The following is a 17,291-nucleotide window of genomic DNA, read 5'->3' as shown; positions in this document are numbered from 1 at the left end:
CGTTTGAATTCGGCGGTGTAGGTGTTTCTGGTCGTCATGGGGTTGCCTCCTATGGTGAGGCTTAACTCCACCGACTCAAAACTGGCTCAATCCCAGGGCGTTTCGGTTCCATTCCTGGCTTGCCATATGCGTCCATCGATCAACGCGGTGTCTTTCTCCACCTTGATGGAGGTTCCATCCGGCCGAACAAACTCCGTCCCAGCCTGGAGGAACACATGCATGTCATGACGTCCCAGCAGACGCATCGCACGCAGCACCGAGCGGTATTCGATGGGCAACACCTGGGACACTCCCCCCAGCTGCAGCTGAATACTGATGTGGTGGTCGCCAGATTTTAGTGGGGCAAGCGTAAACCAGATGAAACATTTGTCGGCACCGAACTTAACCTCAATTTCTTTGGAGTGCGGTGCGATCCCCAAAGTGATGGGCACGAAAACGTCTGGTTCGTCTGATGCGCTGACCCGTACGCGTGCCTGAAACTCCGTTTTGACCTCGCTGATTTCGAGCTGTGTCGCCTTGTGTCCCTCCGGAAACAGAAGTCGATCAAGCTCCGGGTGTCCAAAACTGAGATTCAGCTCGCCGTTCTCGGCCTGCAGCGTAAGGCTCGCGCCATGGCCACCCTCGATCCATTGATGGAACAACTCCGCGTTCTGCCCGCCGAACTGCAAATGGATCCGTGGGTGACCTACCACCTGCGCCGGTCGATCTTTATAGATTTCGATTCCCATGTTGCTTTGCCCGGCGCGTGCGAGTAAGTCAGCCAGGTCCGCCTTTGCGCTCTCCCCAGGATGCTCCTGGCGGCTCCGATGGGCGTACAGCATTTCGCTGAATCCGGGCAACGAGTCTTTCAGGTAGGAATGCAGAATCATGCTATTGGTCAATGCCGTATTGGTTCCTGGACTGGTGGCCCGGAGCAGGGCAGAGAGGAGCGCGCGCGTAAGGATCATCGCCTCCTCTCGCTGCGGATCAGTCGCCCCACGCGGATGAATCACCGCTCCCACCTCGCGGTGAACTTCCTCAACTGTGGTCATCCTTGCGATGCGCTTGAGGAAGGGCTCGTCTTTGATCCGGTTGTACAGGTCATTGGCCTGCTCGGTGCTGGTGCAGTACTCCAGCAGCTCCGCATGCAAATGGTTGAGCGTCTTCCTTTGCGTATAGGGATCGAGCAGGTGAGGCAGGATACTTCGGAAGACACTGCTGCCTGCGGTTTTAATAAGGGTGGCAGAGGCCAGAGCGGCGGAGAGCGGCATGGCCATAGTGTAGGGAGGCCTCCGGGCAAATTCTGGGGACTTGACGCCTCCTGCGGACCCACTTCCAACCCCTCCGGTTGACAAACGAAGGCCGAGAAAAATCCAGATCTGGCCAGCGCTGCCGATGGCTGGGAACCGGCCAGCCTCAGTGAGCTGGGGCGCACCCGCTCCGAGGGGCTGGACCCACCACCTGAAGCCAGTCCACCGCTGGACACCAAATAAGGTCTGCCGCTTTCCGGAAACGGGGCGCTTTTCCATTCACTCTCTCAAGCCGTACGGAGACCACCCATGAAAAGCAACGTCATGACCCTGCTCACTGCCGCCCTGTCTCTCCGCGTCCGAAACCGCCGCCCAGGGGAGCCTGCAGACCTGGGCTGACGCCAACATACCCGTGCTGATCGGTGAGGCCCAGGAGCTGCTGACTGGCCCCTTCGATACTGGCGAACTCTTCGCGCTGGCCATGACGGCCGTGAAGGCCGCGCAGGAACTCAAGGGCATCATCAGTGGCAAACAGAGCGCGCAGGTGGCCCAAATCGTCTTGGTGGTGGCCGCACGTGCGGCGCTGCCCGACATGGTCGAGCCGTGGATCATCCCGCTGCTGGAGGGTCCGGCGGTGGCCGCCTTCATCGAAAGCGCCTTCCAGAAGGCCTTCGCCCCGGAAGTCGCCCCCTGCCCACACTGCCTGTGCCCGACGAGGGCGCGGAGGCGGTGCCGGTCACCAATGACAGCACCCTGCCTGCTGGAGGCCCGGCATGAAGCGGCTGCTGCTGTCCTGCGCGCTGCTGCTGAGCGGCTGTACCATGCTGCCCCCGCCGCCCCGCCGTCCCTACCGTCCCTGACCCGGGCGGCGCGGCCCTGAATCTTACGCCCACCGAGGGTTACAAGATCGTGCGCTTCGAGGCGGGCAAGCTGGACGCCAGCAGCGTGAAGCTCACCCTCTCCGGCGTGGGCCTGGCCGTGAACGACGCCAGATGCGCAGCGGCCGAGGGCAAGCTGGTCTGCCAGATCGGCACGGTGAAAGCGGGCGCGGGGTACGTGCTGCCTGCGCGCGGCGTCCTGGTGGTGGAAGCGGAGTACTCCCGGCCAGATGGCCCCACGGTCTACAGACTGGCGACGGACTAGCGCACAACACAGGCGATCTGCCTCTGTGGGCGACACTTCTAGGGAGATATGTCGCCCGGAGGACAAGCTGGGCGACATGTCAAAGCATCACCCTCTTTTTGACCCCCAGCGGCATACTGCGGCTCGTGACCTCAACCAGTCCGGAACCCGTGTTGTTCATCAGCTACTCGCAGACCAGTGAAGCGTACAAGGAAAAGGTTCTGGAGTTCGCAAATCGGCTGATTGATGCCGGGGTAGACGTGCTCCTCGATCAGTACGAACTTGATCTGGGTAGCAACCTGAACGCCTACATGGAGAGGAGCATAACCGACCCTCGCGTGACCCACGTACTGGCGCTGTGTGATGAGGCCTATAAGGAAAAGTCCGAGGGACGGCGTGGTGGCGTGGGTACCGAGACAACGATCATCTCTACGAAGGTCTATGAGCAGCTTTCCGGGCCTAAACGGGAGGGCGCCCGGGGACCGCGCTTCATTGCTGTGCGCTTTGCCCCTGGGGACGTCCTGCCCGCCATGTTTGCTTCATCGCTCTACGTGGACCTGAGTGACCCTGGCAGCGCGCAGTACGGCGAACAGTACGAGACGCTGCTGCGTGCGCTGCACAATCGCCCCGCCCGTATCAAACCCGCTCTAGGCCAGATACCTGCGTTTCTGAATGAGGCAACTGCGGTTCCAGCTTCACCGTCCGCTGCTCACGCCACGGCTGTTTTGGAAGCAGTACGCGGTGAACGTTGGCCGTCCGCTCGGAGCCGCCTGGGCGATTACTTGAATGCACTTGAGGCCGAACTGCGGGCGCTGCCAATGGCGGTGGCGGAAGAGGGTGAGCACCAGGGTACCTATCTCCAGGACGTAGTCCGCAGCGCCCTCTCGGCTTTTCTCCCAGCCCGTAATGCTTTTGCGGGCGTGGTACATGCACTAGGGCCTGCTCCGATTGACACGGGACTTGTAGATGCCCTGGTGGCGTTCTTCGAGCGTGTCCGGAACGTCGCATGGGATGCCAGTCGGGCATCGAAGTTCAACGAAGCTGCGCAGGATTACAAAACCTTTCTGGTGACCGAGCTACTCCTGTATGCGAGCGGTTCGCTGTATAAGGCCGGGGCTTACGCAGTCCTGAGTGACCTGCTGGGCCGGAGTTTTTACGTGGTCCGGCCCAGCACTGGAGGGCATGAATACGTCACGTTCGCCGATCTCACATCTTTTCCCCGCAACACAGCTGAGATGGTGCTCAGCGAGGGAACCCGCTGGATCTCCCCGATCGGGTACCTACTGATCAGCCGCGCTGCTCCTTCGGTGCTCAGCCAGCAGGAACTGTGCCAGACAGAAGCCATGCTGTGGTGGCGCGCACATAGCATGGGCTCCCGCTGGTTTCCTTTGACCATGTATGCCTGGGGGAGCGGCACCCACCTCCCGGCATTTGGCCGCGCTGAGTCCAAGCGCTGGGCTGGGTACCTGGCAACTGTCCTGGGGTACGCCAGCGTGGAGCTGATGAAAGCTGACGTGCCTAAAATCGCCCGCGCATTTGATGAAGATCGTAAACCAATGATGGATGTGAGCGTGGACGTGCTGGCGTTGGACCGGATCGGGCGGAGGCCGTAGTTCGCACGTGTACGCGCCGAATTGAATTGGCAAGCCTCCACCCCGGCCCTCGCGGCTGCGGGTGGAGGCTTTTTTTGGTCAGTCCTGCACTCTGGCCACCCACCACCCGCTGATCTCCTGCAGTGGATCCGTCGCGTCGAAGCGGTGGACCTCCACCACCAGGGACCCGCACTCCAGCACCCAGCAATCGCGGGACGGTTCACCGAGCCACCAGCGGCCTCCTGCTCGGTACGCATCGTGCTCGCGCGTCACTCGGTAGGTCCGGTTGCGCCAGTGCAACACGCTCGGGCGTCCCTGATCGTCGAGATCCACGCCGCACCGTTCCTGGACTGCCCGCATGTCTCACGCTACCCAAATTGGCGTGGCTCCAAAGCGACCATGGGCTACTTTGGGGTATGGCGCGAAGGCGGAAGGAGCTGGGGGTCAGCTACGTCGTCATTGAGCGCATCGAAGGCCACCTCGCCCACGTCATGCTGTCAGATGGCACCGCCGCGGCCTGGCGCCTGACGAGTCTGCCCGCGGAGGTGCAGGAGGGCGACATCGTTCTGATCGACGTACAGGGCGGCGATGTGGAGATGGAGCTTGGTTACAGAACAACGGAGCGACGCCGTACCCAGCGACAGTCTGAATGACAGCGGGGCCGAAGGAGACTCGGATCCGTGAATCCGGCCCCATCGGCGCAGGCTTAAATAGAAATGCCCCCACCTTCCTGTGCTTTGGCCTGGGGGAGAGGCATTTTCGTGTTCGGGAACGCCACTGACCTGTCATGATGCCCCGCAACATGCAGAATGATGCGCACGCCAGAGCCAACGCAGAGCAGTTGGGTCTCCTGCTGGAAGACCTGGAGCTGACCGCTGTCCTATCCAGGCCTGGGGACACTGCCCATATACATCCCGCGGACCTCACGCCCATTGGGATCGCCGATCAGCTCGCCCGCATGTATGAGGCCGATCATGGTCAGTCGGACGATATGGCCAGCGCCGAGGAGCGCACCGTCCTTGCGGACTACCTGGGCTGCCACGAAGAGGTCAGAGCAGAGGTGTGGGCGGCCTGGGCGGCAGGTTTGAGCCCATTGGACTGGTACGCAGCACAGTACTGGCTGGATGTGGAGTTCGTCGAGCCGTGCCCGGAGCACCAACCATGACTCTCTCTCACACCGCCACCCAGAGAGAGGAGGCGATAGTGGCCCATGGGTAGCTTCGACTACATCGCGGAACTGCGTACAGCCGTGCTGGCCGATCACATCACCTGGGACGCGGTGTTGGACCGGATTCACGGCAGTGCGCCGTGGCAGAAGGCGGATTGGAAGAAACGTCGCGCGCTCCTGATTGAGGCGTCCTGTGGCCAATGCGGCAGCACCGAAGGACCCATGGTGCTGCAGCACACCTGGCATCCGGACCTCTTCTCGGAAACGTGCGAGCAGATCAAGCGCGAGTTGCTGACCACCACAGACCTGCTTGAACGCTTTCCCTACCCGTCTGCACCCCCCGCCTTCGATCCATCCGCGGCGCCCGCCCAGCCGTCGACGCCACGGAACAGCTGTCCCCGGTGTGGCAGCATCAACGACAAGCAGCGCAAGGATGGCTCCTGGGCTTGCAACTATCACTCATATGGGAGACCGTGCGGGCATGTCTTTGAGCAGCCTGTCGTAATTCAGTATCAGAAGTTCGACAGCGAGGCGCGCTGGCTGTCGCATCTGGAGAGCAAGTACCGCTGGGCGCACACCCAGCGCCTCCGCGCGTGGCACGAACAGATCATGGGCGAGTGCCGCATGGTCATCCTGAAGCGGGCGGCACTGATCGCGCTGGACCAGCATGAACGGTACGTCAGTCTGCGTGCTGAGGACGTGGTAACCCGGTGCAAGCGGTGCGCCTTCAAGGAAGACAAGGGCTTCCTGCGCAGCTACCAGGCGGGCCTTCTACAGGAACGCGTGAGGAAGGCGAGGGGCGGCGCATGAGCATGCTGCATGACCCTGACGAGCTGATCTTACAAGTCCGTGCTCCTGATATCCGGAAATACGTGGATGAGAGCGTGCGGGCGTTACGTGCAGGAGCGCTGAGGGCTGCCGTACTCAGCTTATGGGTGGCCGTCAACTCCGACATCATTGGGAAGATTCGGGAGCTGGCAGCCAGTGGTGACAGCCAGGCGATTGCGCAGATTGCGCAACTCGAGATGTGGATTGAGGTGAATGATCTCCGGAATCTTCGTAACTTTGAAACGGAGATCCTGAAACTCGCTCGCGAAACATATGAGTTTCTGACTCCCATTGAGGCCGATGAATTGGAGCGGCTCCGACAGGACCGTCACCGCTGCGCGCATCCGGCGTTGACGCCTGACGGCTCCCTGTATGACCCCTCGCCCGAACAGATCCGGGCGCATCTGGTCGCCGCCACACGGGCACTCTTTGCCCACCCACCCGTGCAGGGGCGCAGTGCGCTGGATCGCCTCAAGGCCGAGGTGAAGGGCCAAGCCTTTCCACCACACGCTGATCAGGTGACCGAGTATCTTGGCCGGAAGTACATCGACCGTGGCAAAGATGTCCTGGTCCGTAACATCGTAAACTTGTACCTGCAGCAAGCGCTGGCCACCACTCCGGACGTGCCCCGCGTGCGAGCGCTTCAGGTATTGATGGCGGTCAAAGCCAGGCGCTTTGGCATTTATCAGACCGTAATGACCGAATCTTGGCCTAGGCGCGTGTCTGACGCAGCAGATGCGGCCATTCTTTCGGTGATCGAGCTGCTTGATCTGGACCCAGACTTGTGGAACCTGCTTCCTGACCACGAGCAGGTCAGGTTAACGACATTCCTCCAACAGGTCTCGGCCACCCAGATCAAGGTCCTGTTAACTGCCTTGCGGATCCCACCGCTTCATGACACTGCCCGGATCAGCTTGGCTGCGCTGCCTGCCGATGAATTGCGGCCCATTATGCTGGCCCATCCGCAACCAGACCTGGCCTTGCTAGCGATAGAGCGCTTGGAAGCAGTCGACACATTCAAAGCGGGGGAGCAGTTTTCAGAGGTTGTCCTTGCCTCACTTGAATTCCTTTCCGAAGATGATCTGCGGCGCGTTCTCAGGGCCGCGCTAACCAACAGTCAGATCTATAACGCCTCACTTGTCACTCCACATCGCTTCCGACAGCTCCTCAGAAGCACGGCCACGACCCACCCAGGATTGGCGCCCGATTGGGCAGCCCTCGTTACAGAACATCCAAGATTTTCCCCCTTACTCAAAAACATGGTCATGACACTGGGGTGGCTGCCTCCAGAGGAAACGGAGGCAGCAGAGCATCAGTGAGTCCTGGAGCTGCCGAGCACTTTTGCCAGAACATCCTGAGTGGGATAGAAAGACTTTTACGCAGGAGAGACGGTCAGGATGCGCGGCTGCCAGCTGCTCAGGGCAGCCGCACGGGCCTGCGGCGGGGGGGCGTCCAGCCACACCTCAAGGGCCTTACTGAGCAGCAGGGCCGGCATGCGGTTATGCACCTCCACCAGATCCAGTGTCGGTGGCCGGGTCACGATCGTGCAGCTCTCCAGCGGCCCGTCCGGCGTCATGGTGCGGTTCCACAGCCCCGCCACCAGCAGCGGCTTGTTTTGCGGGCGATCCTGACGCGGGTCTTGACCCCTGCGCGCACCGGCCATTCCCAGAAGCCCGCCAGCGGGATCACGCAGCGCTGGGTCTGGAAGGCCGCCCGGAACATCGGCTTGTCCTGCAGGCTCTCCACCCGTGCGTTGAAGGTGGCGTACCGTTTGGCCTCGTCCAGTGACATGCGGGCGGGCACCGGGCACCAGGCCCCAGCGTCCATAAGGGGCCTCGAAGCCGGTTAGAGCGCGCCGCACGAAGCGAAGTTGATCGGTGGGGCGCACCTCGTCACGCCTGGTCTGTGGCTCCCAGCCCAGCGGCCCGAACAGCTCGCCCAACGTTCCCCACGCTGAAGGGCCAAAGTGGTCGTCGGCCCGGCCGCACATCAGCCCACCTCCTCGAGCTCCAGCCACGCCAGGCTATAGAACGCGGCATCAATGCGCGGGGTCAGGTCACGTCGTGCCAGGCGCAGCTCGGCCCGGCCCCACAACCCGCAGTAGTGGGCCATCGGGGAGCGCAGGGGCGTGCGGGCCATCTTGAGCAGCAGCCGGCCGTTATAGTCGTCACCCAGGCAGCGGCGAAGTTCAGTGACGCCCTCCGGGACGGCCTCCCAGTCCGCTGGCACCACCAGAAGCAGCATGGGCTGGGCGGCGTTCATAGCGGAATGCTAGGTCCAGTGGTGTCACGGCACTGTGACGAATTGACCAGCTTTTGCGTCGCGGTGCAGCGGTACACCGAGCGGATCTCAATTTGCGTCTTGAAGAACCGTCGACGCAGATGAAGATCACTCCGTTTTCACGGCCTACTCAATATATTCGTGCGGTGACCCAACCCAACCGCGAACAAGAGGCCGCCGAATACCGAATCAATTTGTTGCGTTATCCGAACGAGCGGCCCGATGTGGACTACAAAGCGGCGATGGCTTTTCAGAAACGAGAGCCCTTCGGGATCAAGTTGATCAAACACATTATTGCCTTCGCCAACGGTGGTGGCGGCACCATTATCATTGGATTCAAGGAAGATGGCAACGGTCGGCATCTGCCCGATGATGAGATGACCCCTGATATCGCCGGTAGTTACGACCCCACAGTGCTGACGCCGGCTGTGAATGAGGCTGTGCGCGGAAGCGTCGGGGTCAGATTACAGATTCACAAAGAGATCCTAGACGACGTGACCTACCCCATCATCACAGTCGAATCATTCCAGGAACTCCCGTATTTCTGCGCGGTAGACCGAAATGATGAGCGAGGTAGGCCGCTGCTCAAACAGGGGGCGCTGTATATCCGCTCCAACGAGGCGTCCTCGGTGGAACTAGCGACGCCAGATGACTGGCTTCGCCTCCTGGAAGTCGCTGTCACCCGTCGCCAGGACGATTTACTGATCCGCTTTGGGGCCTTGATACGTCAATTTGGACTTGCCCCACAAGAGGCCCACGGCGCGTCCCTGGACCAGCTCAAACAGGACTTCCAGAATTGGGTGGAGCAGCAAAAGGCAGAGGCGCTCCGCCTGGCCATTGAGGGCGATCGAGAAATCCTCGGTAGCTGCCTGTTTGCTTATGGTCCGGTCAAGCCCCTGCCCACTCGAATTGACTCTGACCTTCTTAAAGTCATGCAGGAGGCAAGACGCCCCAATACCGGCTGGCCCATCGGCCTCATCCCCTACGGATTCCGGAATCCCAAGGACCGTCTTACCCCTGTGGACGAGGGATTGAGGACCGTCATCGGTCTGAATGAGGAAGGACATTACGACTACTGGCTGCTGACCCGGTCTGGGGCATTTTTCTTGTTCCGCAACCTGGAAGAGGACGAAACTTTCTGGGGAGACAGATTCAGGCCCGGCGCGACTCTGAGCGGTCCCACAGTGGTGTGGCGGATAGCAGAAGCCCTGGACCACTGCATCGCTCTGTACCGTTCTCTAGGGGTAGCGGGAGAAGCGATGGTCTTTTTTGAAGTGGAATACGACGGTCTCACTGGGCGCACTCTGACGGACGATAAAGGCAGGGCCATTCGCGCTGGTCCTGCAACGCGCAAGACCACTCGGTTCTTGCGAACAGCCTCCCTCGATCAAATGGTGGCCGATGCTGATGGGATCGTCCTGGAGGCCGTTCGCGAAATTGTCTCGGTCTTCCAGTTCTTCGATGTGCCGCCTGCTTATGTTGCCAGGGAGCTTCAGGAATACAGGAACTCAAATGTCAGTGGGTAAATGGAAGCGTGGGTCCCCTTTGCTCAGGGAGTGAAGCTGCGCCCTGTAAAACCCGGTCACCTCTCTTTTGCTCTGGCAATTCGTGTCTAGCACGCGGCACGATGGTCCCATGACAAAAAATGACGCTTCGAAGCCGGACAAGATCGCCAAGACCGACCTGGTCACGTGGGTCAGGACGTTCAGGGCGCGTTGCTGTAGCAGGATCAGGTCAGACATGGGGGCTCCTCCGTACTCGGGCTGGTGGGGTTCGGGTTGGCGGTTTTTCTTTAAGGGCGGCCCCATGTTGGGCCGCCCTACGGCGCTCAGTCCGCCGCCTGGGGGATGACCTCCGCGCACTGCTCCAGCGTGCCCAGGACTTTCGACACGGCGCGCTGAATGCGCGTCAGGCTGCCCTGAAGTTTTTCAGCGTCCCCACCCCAGGCGGTGATGTAGTCGCCCACCTGCGCGGCGGCCTCGATGCCATAGAAGCTGGACAGCACACAAGCGCAGGCGTCGGCCTCCAGTTCTCGCGTTGCCCGGTCGGGCAGCTCCTCGGGACGTTTTCCCTGGCCCTGAAAATGCAGCTCCACGTGTGCCCACTCGTGGAAGAACACGCGAACGGCGTGCGCGGGCGCTAAGGCGCACTTGGCGCGGTTCAGCACGATCTTGCCGCCGTCCGTCCAGCCGTGCGCCCCACGCCCCTCACCGTCCTGCCACTCCACCGGCATGGGGGCCGCACTCGACAGGGCGCGCAGCAGTTCGCGCGTGCCCTCGTCACCGCCCTGCACCACCCAGGCAGAACAGGTCGGGATGGGGTCACCTTCGGTGTCATAGTCAGCAAAAACGCTGGTGTATTTGAATCCCACCACCTTCTGCGCGGGCTTGCCGCTGGCCATGGGCGGCGCTTCGCGGTCAGGGACCACCAGCGGGGCCAGCACGCGCACGGCCTTCGCGCCCTTCTTGACCTTGCGCCCCAATCCCTTCCAGGCATGGAACCCGGCCACGTGGGCGGCTTCGGGGGCCTGCATCCAGATCAGAAGCTGATTGTTCAGGCTGTACGTGTGGAAGCGGGCAGAAAAGCGCATGAAGGTCAGCAGTTCCGCACTCGCCCCCGCCCCCAGCTGTTCAGCCAAGCGTTCAACGCGCGTATCAATGCGCTTCATCAATTCCTGCGTGATCGCCTGGGAGGCGGCGCGGGCGGCTGCGCGTTCTTCGGGGGTGCTGGGCTTCTTGTGGGTCATTTTTTCGCTCCTCACCCTTGTCCGGGGTAGTTACATATTATGCTTATTTCATTAATATGTCAAGCGGTTTGACCGTTCCACACAGCATTTCTTCCCACCCGCACACACCCACACCGCGCCCCCTCCGGGCGCGCGTGTGCCGCCCCCGGCGGCCAGCCGAACCCACCACCCGCGCCACGTCCCCGCCGTATGTCTGGGGCCGCCCTTGTACTGTTGTCTCTTGCTTTCCCCCTCCATTTTCCCGGCGGGCCGCCGCTAAGCAAGACGAAGCCGCGCGCACAGCGGATGTGTGGGCACGCCGCGAAGCGGCGTGGCGCAGCTTCACCCACACAGGAGTGAGCACGCGGATACGCTGCTTCTGCGGCGGTAGAGGGAAACCTCTCAACAGCGCGCCGCCAGGCGCTCCACTTTTGCACTCTTGAGTGCAAACACGCCGCGCTTGGCTCCTGTGCCGGACCGCTTCAAACAGGCGACGGGCGCGGCGTGCCCCGCCGTGACCGCTAGGGAATCGGTGGAATAGACACGGGCGGCCTGTGGCCGCACCGCTTCCCTTTCCCTTCGGCCCGTCCTCCGGGCCGAATCCCGGCCCCCGGCCGGTCGTGGCCTGCGGCAGCATTCCCGGCGCAGCCGGGAAACGGATGGGTTGCGCCTTCCACCGTTACGCCCTGCACGCCCCACCTTCCAGACGGGGACTGGGACCGGAATGCGAGAAGACCCCCTGCGGCGTGACGTGAGGAACGCCGCTGCCTTGGAGGCCTGGTGACCGCCACAGGCGGGCACTCGCATGGAGGGCCGCAAGGCGCTCCCCCGCTCTTGCGGCAGCCGCTCGGTGAAAAACGCCCTGGCCTGATGTTCCAGCTCACACAACTCGTCGTCGCTGACGCCGTCCTGCTGAGCCCTTCCTCGCCTTCGAGCATCAACGCGGCGTGCAGGACGGCGTAGGGGCAGCCATTGCCCCCCTTTGCTAATTCTCAACGCATCGCCGCCTGTTCGGGGAACATAGTAACGGCGCAAGTAGTCCGTGTTTCAACACGGGCCGTCCCCGTCTGTACGTGGGCTTAGGTATATCTTTTCTCCTCTCGGATCCAGGGATCTCGTTTGGCCACGCGGTAGCCACTGCGGATGGCGCCCGCAGCCTCCGTGTGTGGAAACGGTGTCGTTTTCACGCCAGCAACTAGGTCCAGGTACTCCTCGACGTGGCCCAGCGTCTCCTCCAGGGCGTAGCCGTTGGCATTGGCCCACAGGCCCAGGTAGAACGCGCCCTTGTTGCGGGAGACCGAGGCGTGCTCGGCCGCACGGTTCAGCATCAGCCACATGGGGCAGCGGTCGTCATTCCGGCTGTACGTGGTCCAGCATTGAGCGCTCTGTACAGGTGCAGCTGGCTCCGGCGCTGGTGGGACGGCCAGTCCGAGGGCACTGCGCAACTGGAAGGTCTGACCTTCCCAGGTGATCTCCTCGGGAATGTCCTCGCGGCTGAGCGCTCTGCGCTCGTCGGTGCGCCGGTACTGGCCCTGTGGGTTACGGCTGGGGGGAAGCATGATGTACCCGCCATCTCCGCGCACATCGAAGCCGCTGGGCAGCGAGGCCTTGGTCTTACTAGCATTGCTCTGCACGTACCAGCCAGGGTGCCGCACGTACAGATGTGCGCCGCCACTCGGCGAGATGACGTGGGGTTGCCAGCCAAGGGAGGCCAGCAGGGGCAGGCCTTCTTTGTCCACGTCCACCACCACCAGCCTACTGATCTGGCCGGTCACCAGGCCAATACCTCGGGCCCGCTGCTCGACATGCCAGGTGTGCAGCTCTTCCGGAGTGGCCTGCCGTTCCTGAAAGGCCCGCCAGGTGGCTTTGACTTCCCCTGCGTCATTGACGTAGGTGTGGCCAGTGGCCTTGAGGGCGGCGTAGTGGGGCTGCTTGGCGGTCCGCAGGCGGCCGCCCCCCGTGGGGATCACGCTCAGGCCACGGGCGACCAGTTCACAGGCAACGCGGTGCATGGTTTCTGGCTCCTGGGCGTACATTTCCCCTCCTCTATTCCTCCATTTTATCGAAGAGAGTGTAAAAGTGCAAGAGTGCATAAGTGTTTAGAAAATTGCCATGAGAAAGCGGGGCCTGAAGCCCCGCCGCGCCTGTATCCAAGCTGCTTATTTCAGATCGGCGTGGTTCTCCTGGAGATACGCCTCGACGAGTTCCCCCACGATCTCATAGATCTTCCGGTCTTCTCTGGTCGCCGCCATCTTGAGCCTCCGCTTGCGCCCTTTGGTCATGTGACTGCTGAAAGTCTCCAGCGGGTCCACATCGGGCATAGGCTCCGGGGCTGGCAGGCTCACCGGTACTTCCTTGGCCGTCCGCCCGGCGAGTGCGGCTAGTTGCGTGCCGAATCCTTTGACTCCCTTCTTGTCACCTGACACTATTCAGCACCTCCCGCGCGGCGGCGCTGTAATCAAGCGCCACTCGTTTTGAGTACTGGTTGAACCCCTCAAGTGGCATGCGGCCCACCACGGCGTCCCCAACCGCCACACTTTTGCGAATGATGGTGTTCAGGACCGGGATGCCCTGTTCGGCCAGGGCCTCGCGCAGCTCCTCGCCGCGTGTGCCTTCATTGGCGACGATAAGCACCCGGTAGTTCTTCACTCCAGCGTCAATCAGGTCATGCAGGGTTTCGAGCAGGCCGTCCGTGCTCAGACCATCAGGCTTGGTGGGGATAATCAGCAGGTCGCTCTGCTGGGAGAGCTCCAACAGGTTGTCGCCCGTTTCGCCTCCCCTGGTGTCCAGCACCAGGAAGTCTGCCCCCTGCGTATCCGCTTCCGTAGCCGCGCTGTAGCGCACCGCATCAAAGTTCCAGCTGGCGTAGTCGCCGCTGCGCCATTTCACTGCACATTGCAGAGCTTCGTCGGCATCGAGCAGCACGGTCTTGCCCTGCTTGCCGATGGCCTGGGCCAGTTGCACGGCGGTCGTGGTCTTACCGACGCCGCCTTTCTTATTGCCTACGCTGATGACTTTTGGCATCAGACACTTTAACACACTTGCACTTTTTCACTCAAGCAGGCCAGCACTCTTGCACTTTTGCTGCATACGTTCCGGCAAGGCGCGAGCAGGACGCTGCTCGCGCCGCTGCCAGTCATCTGCCGGGGTCAGGCGCACAACCTTTTGCAGCCGGGCAATGGCCGCTGTCCGGTTCCCCCGGCTGTCCAGCAGCAGTGCAGTCGCATACTCCAGCCGCGCTCTCAGGTTCTCTGGCTCCTGGCCCAGAGCCTTCTTGAAAGGATTCAGGGCGTCACTCCGCTTTGCCCCGACGACCGCAGCGGCCAGCGAGCCCTTTGAGATCATCGTGGCGTGCCACACGCCCAACCCGACATAAGGCGGGGCCGTGTTCATCCCTAGCTGTATGGCCCGCTCCAGATTCCCACGCCCTTCCTTTGCCATGTTCAGGCTCTCCAGAATGCCCGCAAATTGAGCGAGGCGGCCCTGAGCCACGGCCAGCCGGAGATCCCCTTCGGGGTGATTAGGTGCAGCGCTGATCGCCTTTGGGCCTGTTCCTGAGCCTGCTGAAATATGGCTTTCTTCTGGTTGTCCGATACCAGTGCGCCGCCACTGGTCAGGGCCTCGGCGCCCAGGGCATAACCCTCTCCAATGCCCAGGGCCGTGGCCCTGCGGGCAGCCTCCTGCCAGTGCCCTTCAGCAAGTAGCGCGGCGTTCTGCGCAGGAGCTGTCCCAGTACAGCGGATCAGCAAAGGGGAGTGAGTGTCAACCTGAGCATGAGGGTCAGCATACGGCGCGCAAGAGTGCAAGAGTGTAAGAGTGCGAGAGTGCAGAGGAGGAAGGGGCTCTTTGTTCCTTCCTCGGGACCCGGCTTAATTCCGGCAGTTGGACAAAAGCCATGATGGCGTCCAACCTGCGTCGGTGGCGGTCCTCCCCAATGCGGCCTGCCTGCCGGTCGCAGTCGTTCATTCGTAGATCGTCGTCTTGAACACCGGTTCGGCGTGCAACCGCTGACACCCGCAACAAAACCATGTCTCTGGATGCGTCCGGCCATTTCTGCCACTGTGGTTGCCCCGTGCATAGTCGGTTTTTGGTTCCCGCCCATGCTGGCCTCCGGGAAGTGGGCGGGGGTCAACGCCCCCGCCTGCCCCCTTACTTGAACTTCACAAGGTCCGGGAGCCAGCCTGCCGCCTTCAGGGCCGGGGCTTTTTCGAGAATCAGGGCCACGAGTTCCTTCTTGTTCACGCCGTGACGGCCTGCTGGGCGGCACGCTTGGGGCATGGCGTCAATCAGGGCGTGCAGGTCTATGGTGGTGTAGGCGTTCAGGTACTCAGTGGTGAGGGTAAAGCGGCGCTGCACGTCCTCATCTGCCCCGATCTTGGCGGCAAACGTGTTTAGGGGGCTTTTTGGGCGGCTGATATGATTCTCCCATTCCCCCACCTGCCGGTGCGTGAAGTAGGTCAACACGGCCATGAGCTCGGCGGCGGTCACGCCCTCGGCAGTCAACTCGTCAAAGGGACTGATGCGTCCAGCCAGTGGGTTCGGGCTGTACTTCAGCTCTCCGCTCTGCTCGTCCAGCTTAAACAGGAGGGGGAAGCGCTCTTGAAGCTGCTGGCCCAGGGCGCGGCTCTCCTCCGTCAGCGGCGTTGGTCTGCGCCCTGTCACCTTCAGGCCCATCAGGTTGTGATGGCTGGAATAACCGCTCGACTGCATCAGGGTTTCGCAGGCCAGGGCAAGGCAGGCGCGAGGATGGGTGGCAAGGTACCCGTCCAGCGCCTGGGCGCGGGTCTGGTGCCCGATCTCGTGCGCCGCTTCCCGCACCTTGCCGGGGCTGCTGGGCGTGCTGGGGGTAAAGCTGGCCGCGCCCGTTGCCGTGGCAGGGGTCGCCTCGCCCTGGGCCGTGCGGCGCTCCTGCACGGCCCGCTCCGCTTCCTCGCGCTGCTTGTGCCGGTATGCCTGCACGTCGCTGAACCGGGCCACGTTCCCAAACTGGGCGGTCTTGCCGGTCACGGTGCTGTAAACCAGGGCCAGCAGGCCGGGGACACCCTCAGGCCGCTGGGTGTTGTGAACCCAGTCCCGGCTGGGCAGGTTCGCGTATTCGCTCTCGACGGGCACGATGACCACCCCACCGGCCCAGGTGCCGCTGGCCTCCCCTTGGGCCTTGACCTCCTCCAGGGCTTCCACCTGAGCGGCCAGGGCCTTTTTGTGGTCGGCAAACTTCTCGGGGATGTTGCCCAACAGCGCCCCGCCCTCGACGCGCAGGCCGCTGGCCTCCACATCGAACAGGGCGTTCTCGACCAGAAACGCGCCGTTCTTGACCAGATTCTTCAGGGTGCTGACGGTGGCCCCGTTCCGGGCCTGCTCCGTGAGGCTCTTTTTCAGGCCCCCGGTGACTGTGCAGATGATCTTGGCGTGTTCCAGGGTGAGCCGCCCGTCCTCCAGCAGTTTGCGGGCGTCTTTGCCCAGGCCAGCGGCGAGGTCCAAGCGGCTTTTCACGGTGCTGGGATGTTTGCCATACTTCAGTGCGATGTACTCCACGCTGCGGCCTGCACCCTTCAGAGCAAGGTAGGCGTCAGCCTCCTCCAGCGGGGTCATGTCCTCGCGCTGGATGTTCTCAACGGTGGCCGCTTCGATCAGGTCCGCGTCGGTCAGCGCCTCAATCCGAACGGGGATGGGGTAAGTGTCGGGGAGTTGGCAGAACACGTCCACCATGACCGGGCGTCCGTTGGGGTCGGTGCCGCCCTGAATGGAGAGCGTCAGGCCCTGCACCAGCAGCTCGACGGCGCGGTATCGGCGCTCACCTGCGGCAATCTCCACACAGCCGCTCTCTGTGTGGGGGCGTGCGGTGAGGTTCTGCATGATGCCGGTGCCCAGGATGGTGCCCTGCTCGTTGCGGGGGGTGCGCTGGTAGATGTTCGCGGCCAGCTCGATCAGGGCGGCTTGGTCAAACCGCTTGCGGGGGTTCAGGGCGCTGCGGCGCAGGGCCGAAAACGGCAGCGTCTGCACGTCCGGGCTGGGCGTGACACTCAGGCACAGGGCGGTCGGGGCTTCAGTGGTCAGTTCATAGGCTGCCGTCATGGTTTTTCGCTCCTCTCCCCTTGTCCGGGATAGATACATATTACGGTAATTTTTATACTATGTCAAGCGATTTGCATCCTCTATATACTGTTCTGCACGCAAAAATCGCCCTTTGGGGGCGCATCATCAGACAAAAGAAAGGAAGGCGCGCAAGCACTTTTCTACTCAAAAGTGTAAACACTCTCGTGTGGCGAGAGCTCAAGGTGGTGAACGTAGACGTGCCTGCATGGTCAGCTTCTTTGAAAGAAGGGGGCGCGTGGCAGCGTCCCCTG

The 17,291-nt window shown here is 62.2% G+C and carries 19 protein-coding genes; 9 read left to right on the top strand and 10 right to left on the bottom strand.

The window, feature by feature from the left end; genetic code table 11:
* Positions 1–86: 86 nt before the first annotated feature.
* On the bottom strand, positions 87–1,250 hold the full coding sequence (locus HNQ08_RS24535) for a hypothetical protein (RefSeq protein ID WP_184137871.1): 1,164 nt from the start codon (positions 1,248–1,250) through the stop codon (positions 87–89).
* A 391-nt stretch (positions 1,251–1,641) separates the two neighbouring features.
* On the opposite strand from HNQ08_RS24535, the gene HNQ08_RS24530 reads away from it, so the two are divergent.
* From HNQ08_RS24530 to HNQ08_RS24520, 3 genes are all read left to right on the top strand, one after another.
* The gene (locus tag HNQ08_RS24530; RefSeq protein WP_184137870.1) at positions 1,642–2,109 is read left to right on the top strand and encodes a hypothetical protein; all 468 of its coding nucleotides are present in this window, start codon (positions 1,642–1,644) and stop codon (positions 2,107–2,109) included.
* A gap of 29 nt (positions 2,110–2,138) precedes the next feature.
* A complete protein-coding gene (locus HNQ08_RS28155; RefSeq protein ID WP_184137869.1) occupies positions 2,139–2,372 on the top strand; it encodes a hypothetical protein in 234 nt (77 codons plus the stop codon).
* A 125-nt stretch (positions 2,373–2,497) separates the two neighbouring features.
* Positions 2,498–3,964: an SEFIR domain-containing protein gene (locus HNQ08_RS24520; RefSeq protein ID WP_184137868.1), complete on the top strand. Its 1,467-nt coding sequence runs from the start codon at positions 2,498–2,500 to the stop codon at positions 3,962–3,964.
* Between the two features lie 78 nt (positions 3,965–4,042).
* Here the strand turns inward: HNQ08_RS24520 and HNQ08_RS24515 are convergent, their stop codons facing one another.
* Complete coding sequence (locus tag HNQ08_RS24515) at positions 4,043–4,303, bottom strand: hypothetical protein (RefSeq protein ID WP_184137867.1); 261 nt, start codon at positions 4,301–4,303, stop codon at positions 4,043–4,045.
* Positions 4,304–4,359: 56 nt separating this feature from the next.
* On the opposite strand from HNQ08_RS24515, the gene HNQ08_RS24510 reads away from it, so the two are divergent.
* From HNQ08_RS24510 to HNQ08_RS24495, 4 genes are all read left to right on the top strand, one after another.
* Positions 4,360–4,596 (top strand): DUF3006 family protein, encoded by a 237-nt coding sequence (locus HNQ08_RS24510; RefSeq protein WP_184137866.1) that lies wholly within the window; start codon positions 4,360–4,362, stop codon positions 4,594–4,596.
* A 149-nt stretch (positions 4,597–4,745) separates the two neighbouring features.
* Positions 4,746–5,108, top strand: a complete 363-nt coding sequence (locus HNQ08_RS27690; RefSeq protein ID WP_229790307.1) for a hypothetical protein — start codon at positions 4,746–4,748, stop codon at positions 5,106–5,108.
* A gap of 45 nt (positions 5,109–5,153) precedes the next feature.
* Positions 5,154–5,921 carry a hypothetical protein gene (locus HNQ08_RS24500; protein ID WP_184137865.1) on the top strand — a complete coding sequence of 256 codons (768 nt, stop codon included), beginning with the start codon at positions 5,154–5,156 and terminating at the stop codon, positions 5,919–5,921.
* Complete coding sequence (locus HNQ08_RS24495) at positions 5,918–7,258, top strand: hypothetical protein (protein WP_184137864.1); 1,341 nt, start codon at positions 5,918–5,920, stop codon at positions 7,256–7,258. The genes HNQ08_RS24500 and HNQ08_RS24495 overlap by 4 nt, the downstream gene beginning before the upstream one ends.
* A gap of 56 nt (positions 7,259–7,314) precedes the next feature.
* Here the strand turns inward: HNQ08_RS24495 and HNQ08_RS27685 are convergent, their stop codons facing one another.
* Positions 7,315–7,929 (bottom strand): SOS response-associated peptidase family protein, encoded by a 615-nt coding sequence (locus tag HNQ08_RS27685; protein ID WP_189366309.1) that lies wholly within the window; start codon positions 7,927–7,929, stop codon positions 7,315–7,317.
* On the bottom strand, positions 7,929–8,201 hold the full coding sequence (locus tag HNQ08_RS24480) for a hypothetical protein (protein ID WP_184137861.1): 273 nt from the start codon (positions 8,199–8,201) through the stop codon (positions 7,929–7,931). Before HNQ08_RS24480 ends, HNQ08_RS27685 begins: the two co-directional genes overlap by 1 nt.
* A 164-nt stretch (positions 8,202–8,365) precedes the next feature.
* Between HNQ08_RS24480 and HNQ08_RS24475 the strand changes: the two genes are divergently transcribed.
* Positions 8,366–9,745, top strand: a complete 1,380-nt coding sequence (locus tag HNQ08_RS24475) for an RNA-binding domain-containing protein (RefSeq protein WP_184137860.1) — start codon at positions 8,366–8,368, stop codon at positions 9,743–9,745.
* 302 nt (positions 9,746–10,047) lie between these two features.
* On the opposite strand, the gene HNQ08_RS24470 is transcribed toward HNQ08_RS24475, so the two are convergent.
* Positions 10,048–10,965, bottom strand: a complete 918-nt coding sequence (locus HNQ08_RS24470; protein WP_184137859.1) for an ArdC family protein — start codon at positions 10,963–10,965, stop codon at positions 10,048–10,050.
* A 533-nt stretch (positions 10,966–11,498) separates the two neighbouring features.
* Between HNQ08_RS24470 and HNQ08_RS24465 the strand changes: the two genes are divergently transcribed.
* Entirely contained in the window at positions 11,499–11,699 is a 201-nt protein-coding gene (locus tag HNQ08_RS24465; RefSeq protein WP_184137858.1) for a hypothetical protein, read from the top strand.
* Positions 11,700–12,023: 324 nt separating this feature from the next.
* Here HNQ08_RS24465 and HNQ08_RS24460 read toward each other — a convergent pair whose 3' ends face one another.
* From HNQ08_RS24460 to HNQ08_RS24440, 5 genes are all read right to left on the bottom strand, one after another.
* Entirely contained in the window at positions 12,024–12,956 is a 933-nt protein-coding gene (locus tag HNQ08_RS24460) for a bifunctional DNA primase/polymerase (protein ID WP_184137857.1), read from the bottom strand.
* A gap of 147 nt (positions 12,957–13,103) precedes the next feature.
* On the bottom strand, positions 13,104–13,370 hold the full coding sequence (locus tag HNQ08_RS24455) for a hypothetical protein (RefSeq protein ID WP_184137856.1): 267 nt from the start codon (positions 13,368–13,370) through the stop codon (positions 13,104–13,106).
* Entirely contained in the window at positions 13,360–13,968 is a 609-nt protein-coding gene (locus HNQ08_RS24450) for a ParA family protein (RefSeq protein WP_184137854.1), read from the bottom strand. The genes HNQ08_RS24455 and HNQ08_RS24450 overlap by 11 nt, the downstream gene beginning before the upstream one ends.
* A gap of 27 nt (positions 13,969–13,995) precedes the next feature.
* Positions 13,996–14,436, bottom strand: coding sequence for a hypothetical protein (locus tag HNQ08_RS24445; protein WP_184137852.1), 441 nt, complete (start codon positions 14,434–14,436; stop codon positions 13,996–13,998).
* Positions 14,437–15,093: 657 nt separating this feature from the next.
* Positions 15,094–17,019 carry a ParB/RepB/Spo0J family partition protein gene (locus HNQ08_RS24440; RefSeq protein WP_184137850.1) on the bottom strand — a complete coding sequence of 642 codons (1,926 nt, stop codon included), beginning with the start codon at positions 17,017–17,019 and terminating at the stop codon, positions 15,094–15,096.
* Positions 17,020–17,291 lie beyond the last annotated feature (272 nt).

Origin of the sequence: Deinococcus humi (genome assembly GCF_014201875.1) — a bacterium.
GTDB classification, from domain to species: domain Bacteria; phylum Deinococcota; class Deinococci; order Deinococcales; family Deinococcaceae; genus Deinococcus; species Deinococcus humi.
Note: the sequence above shows the minus strand (reverse complement) of the source record. Positions and strands in the feature narration are given on the sequence as shown.

Coding starts and splice junctions, on each gene's coding strand:
- HNQ08_RS24450 (WP_184137854.1), bottom strand. CDS start 13,968: ATGCCAAAAGTCATCAGCGTAGGCAATAAGAAAGGCGGCGTCGGTAAG.
- HNQ08_RS24440 (WP_184137850.1), bottom strand. CDS start 17,019: ATGACGGCAGCCTATGAACTGACCACTGAAGCCCCGACCGCCCTGTGC.
- HNQ08_RS24535 (WP_184137871.1), bottom strand. CDS start 1,250: ATGCCGCTCTCCGCCGCTCTGGCCTCTGCCACCCTTATTAAAACCGCA.
- HNQ08_RS24460 (WP_184137857.1), bottom strand. CDS start 12,956: ATGCACCGCGTTGCCTGTGAACTGGTCGCCCGTGGCCTGAGCGTGATC.
- HNQ08_RS24470 (WP_184137859.1), bottom strand. CDS start 10,965: ATGACCCACAAGAAGCCCAGCACCCCCGAAGAACGCGCAGCCGCCCGC.
- HNQ08_RS24500 (WP_184137865.1), top strand. CDS start 5,154: ATGGGTAGCTTCGACTACATCGCGGAACTGCGTACAGCCGTGCTGGCC.
- HNQ08_RS24515 (WP_184137867.1), bottom strand. CDS start 4,303: ATGCGGGCAGTCCAGGAACGGTGCGGCGTGGATCTCGACGATCAGGGA.
- HNQ08_RS24510 (WP_184137866.1), top strand. CDS start 4,360: ATGGCGCGAAGGCGGAAGGAGCTGGGGGTCAGCTACGTCGTCATTGAG.
- HNQ08_RS24495 (WP_184137864.1), top strand. CDS start 5,918: ATGAGCATGCTGCATGACCCTGACGAGCTGATCTTACAAGTCCGTGCT.
- HNQ08_RS24480 (WP_184137861.1), bottom strand. CDS start 8,201: ATGAACGCCGCCCAGCCCATGCTGCTTCTGGTGGTGCCAGCGGACTGG.
- HNQ08_RS27685 (WP_189366309.1), bottom strand. CDS start 7,929: ATGTGCGGCCGGGCCGACGACCACTTTGGCCCTTCAGCGTGGGGAACG.
- HNQ08_RS27690 (WP_229790307.1), top strand. CDS start 4,746: ATGCAGAATGATGCGCACGCCAGAGCCAACGCAGAGCAGTTGGGTCTC.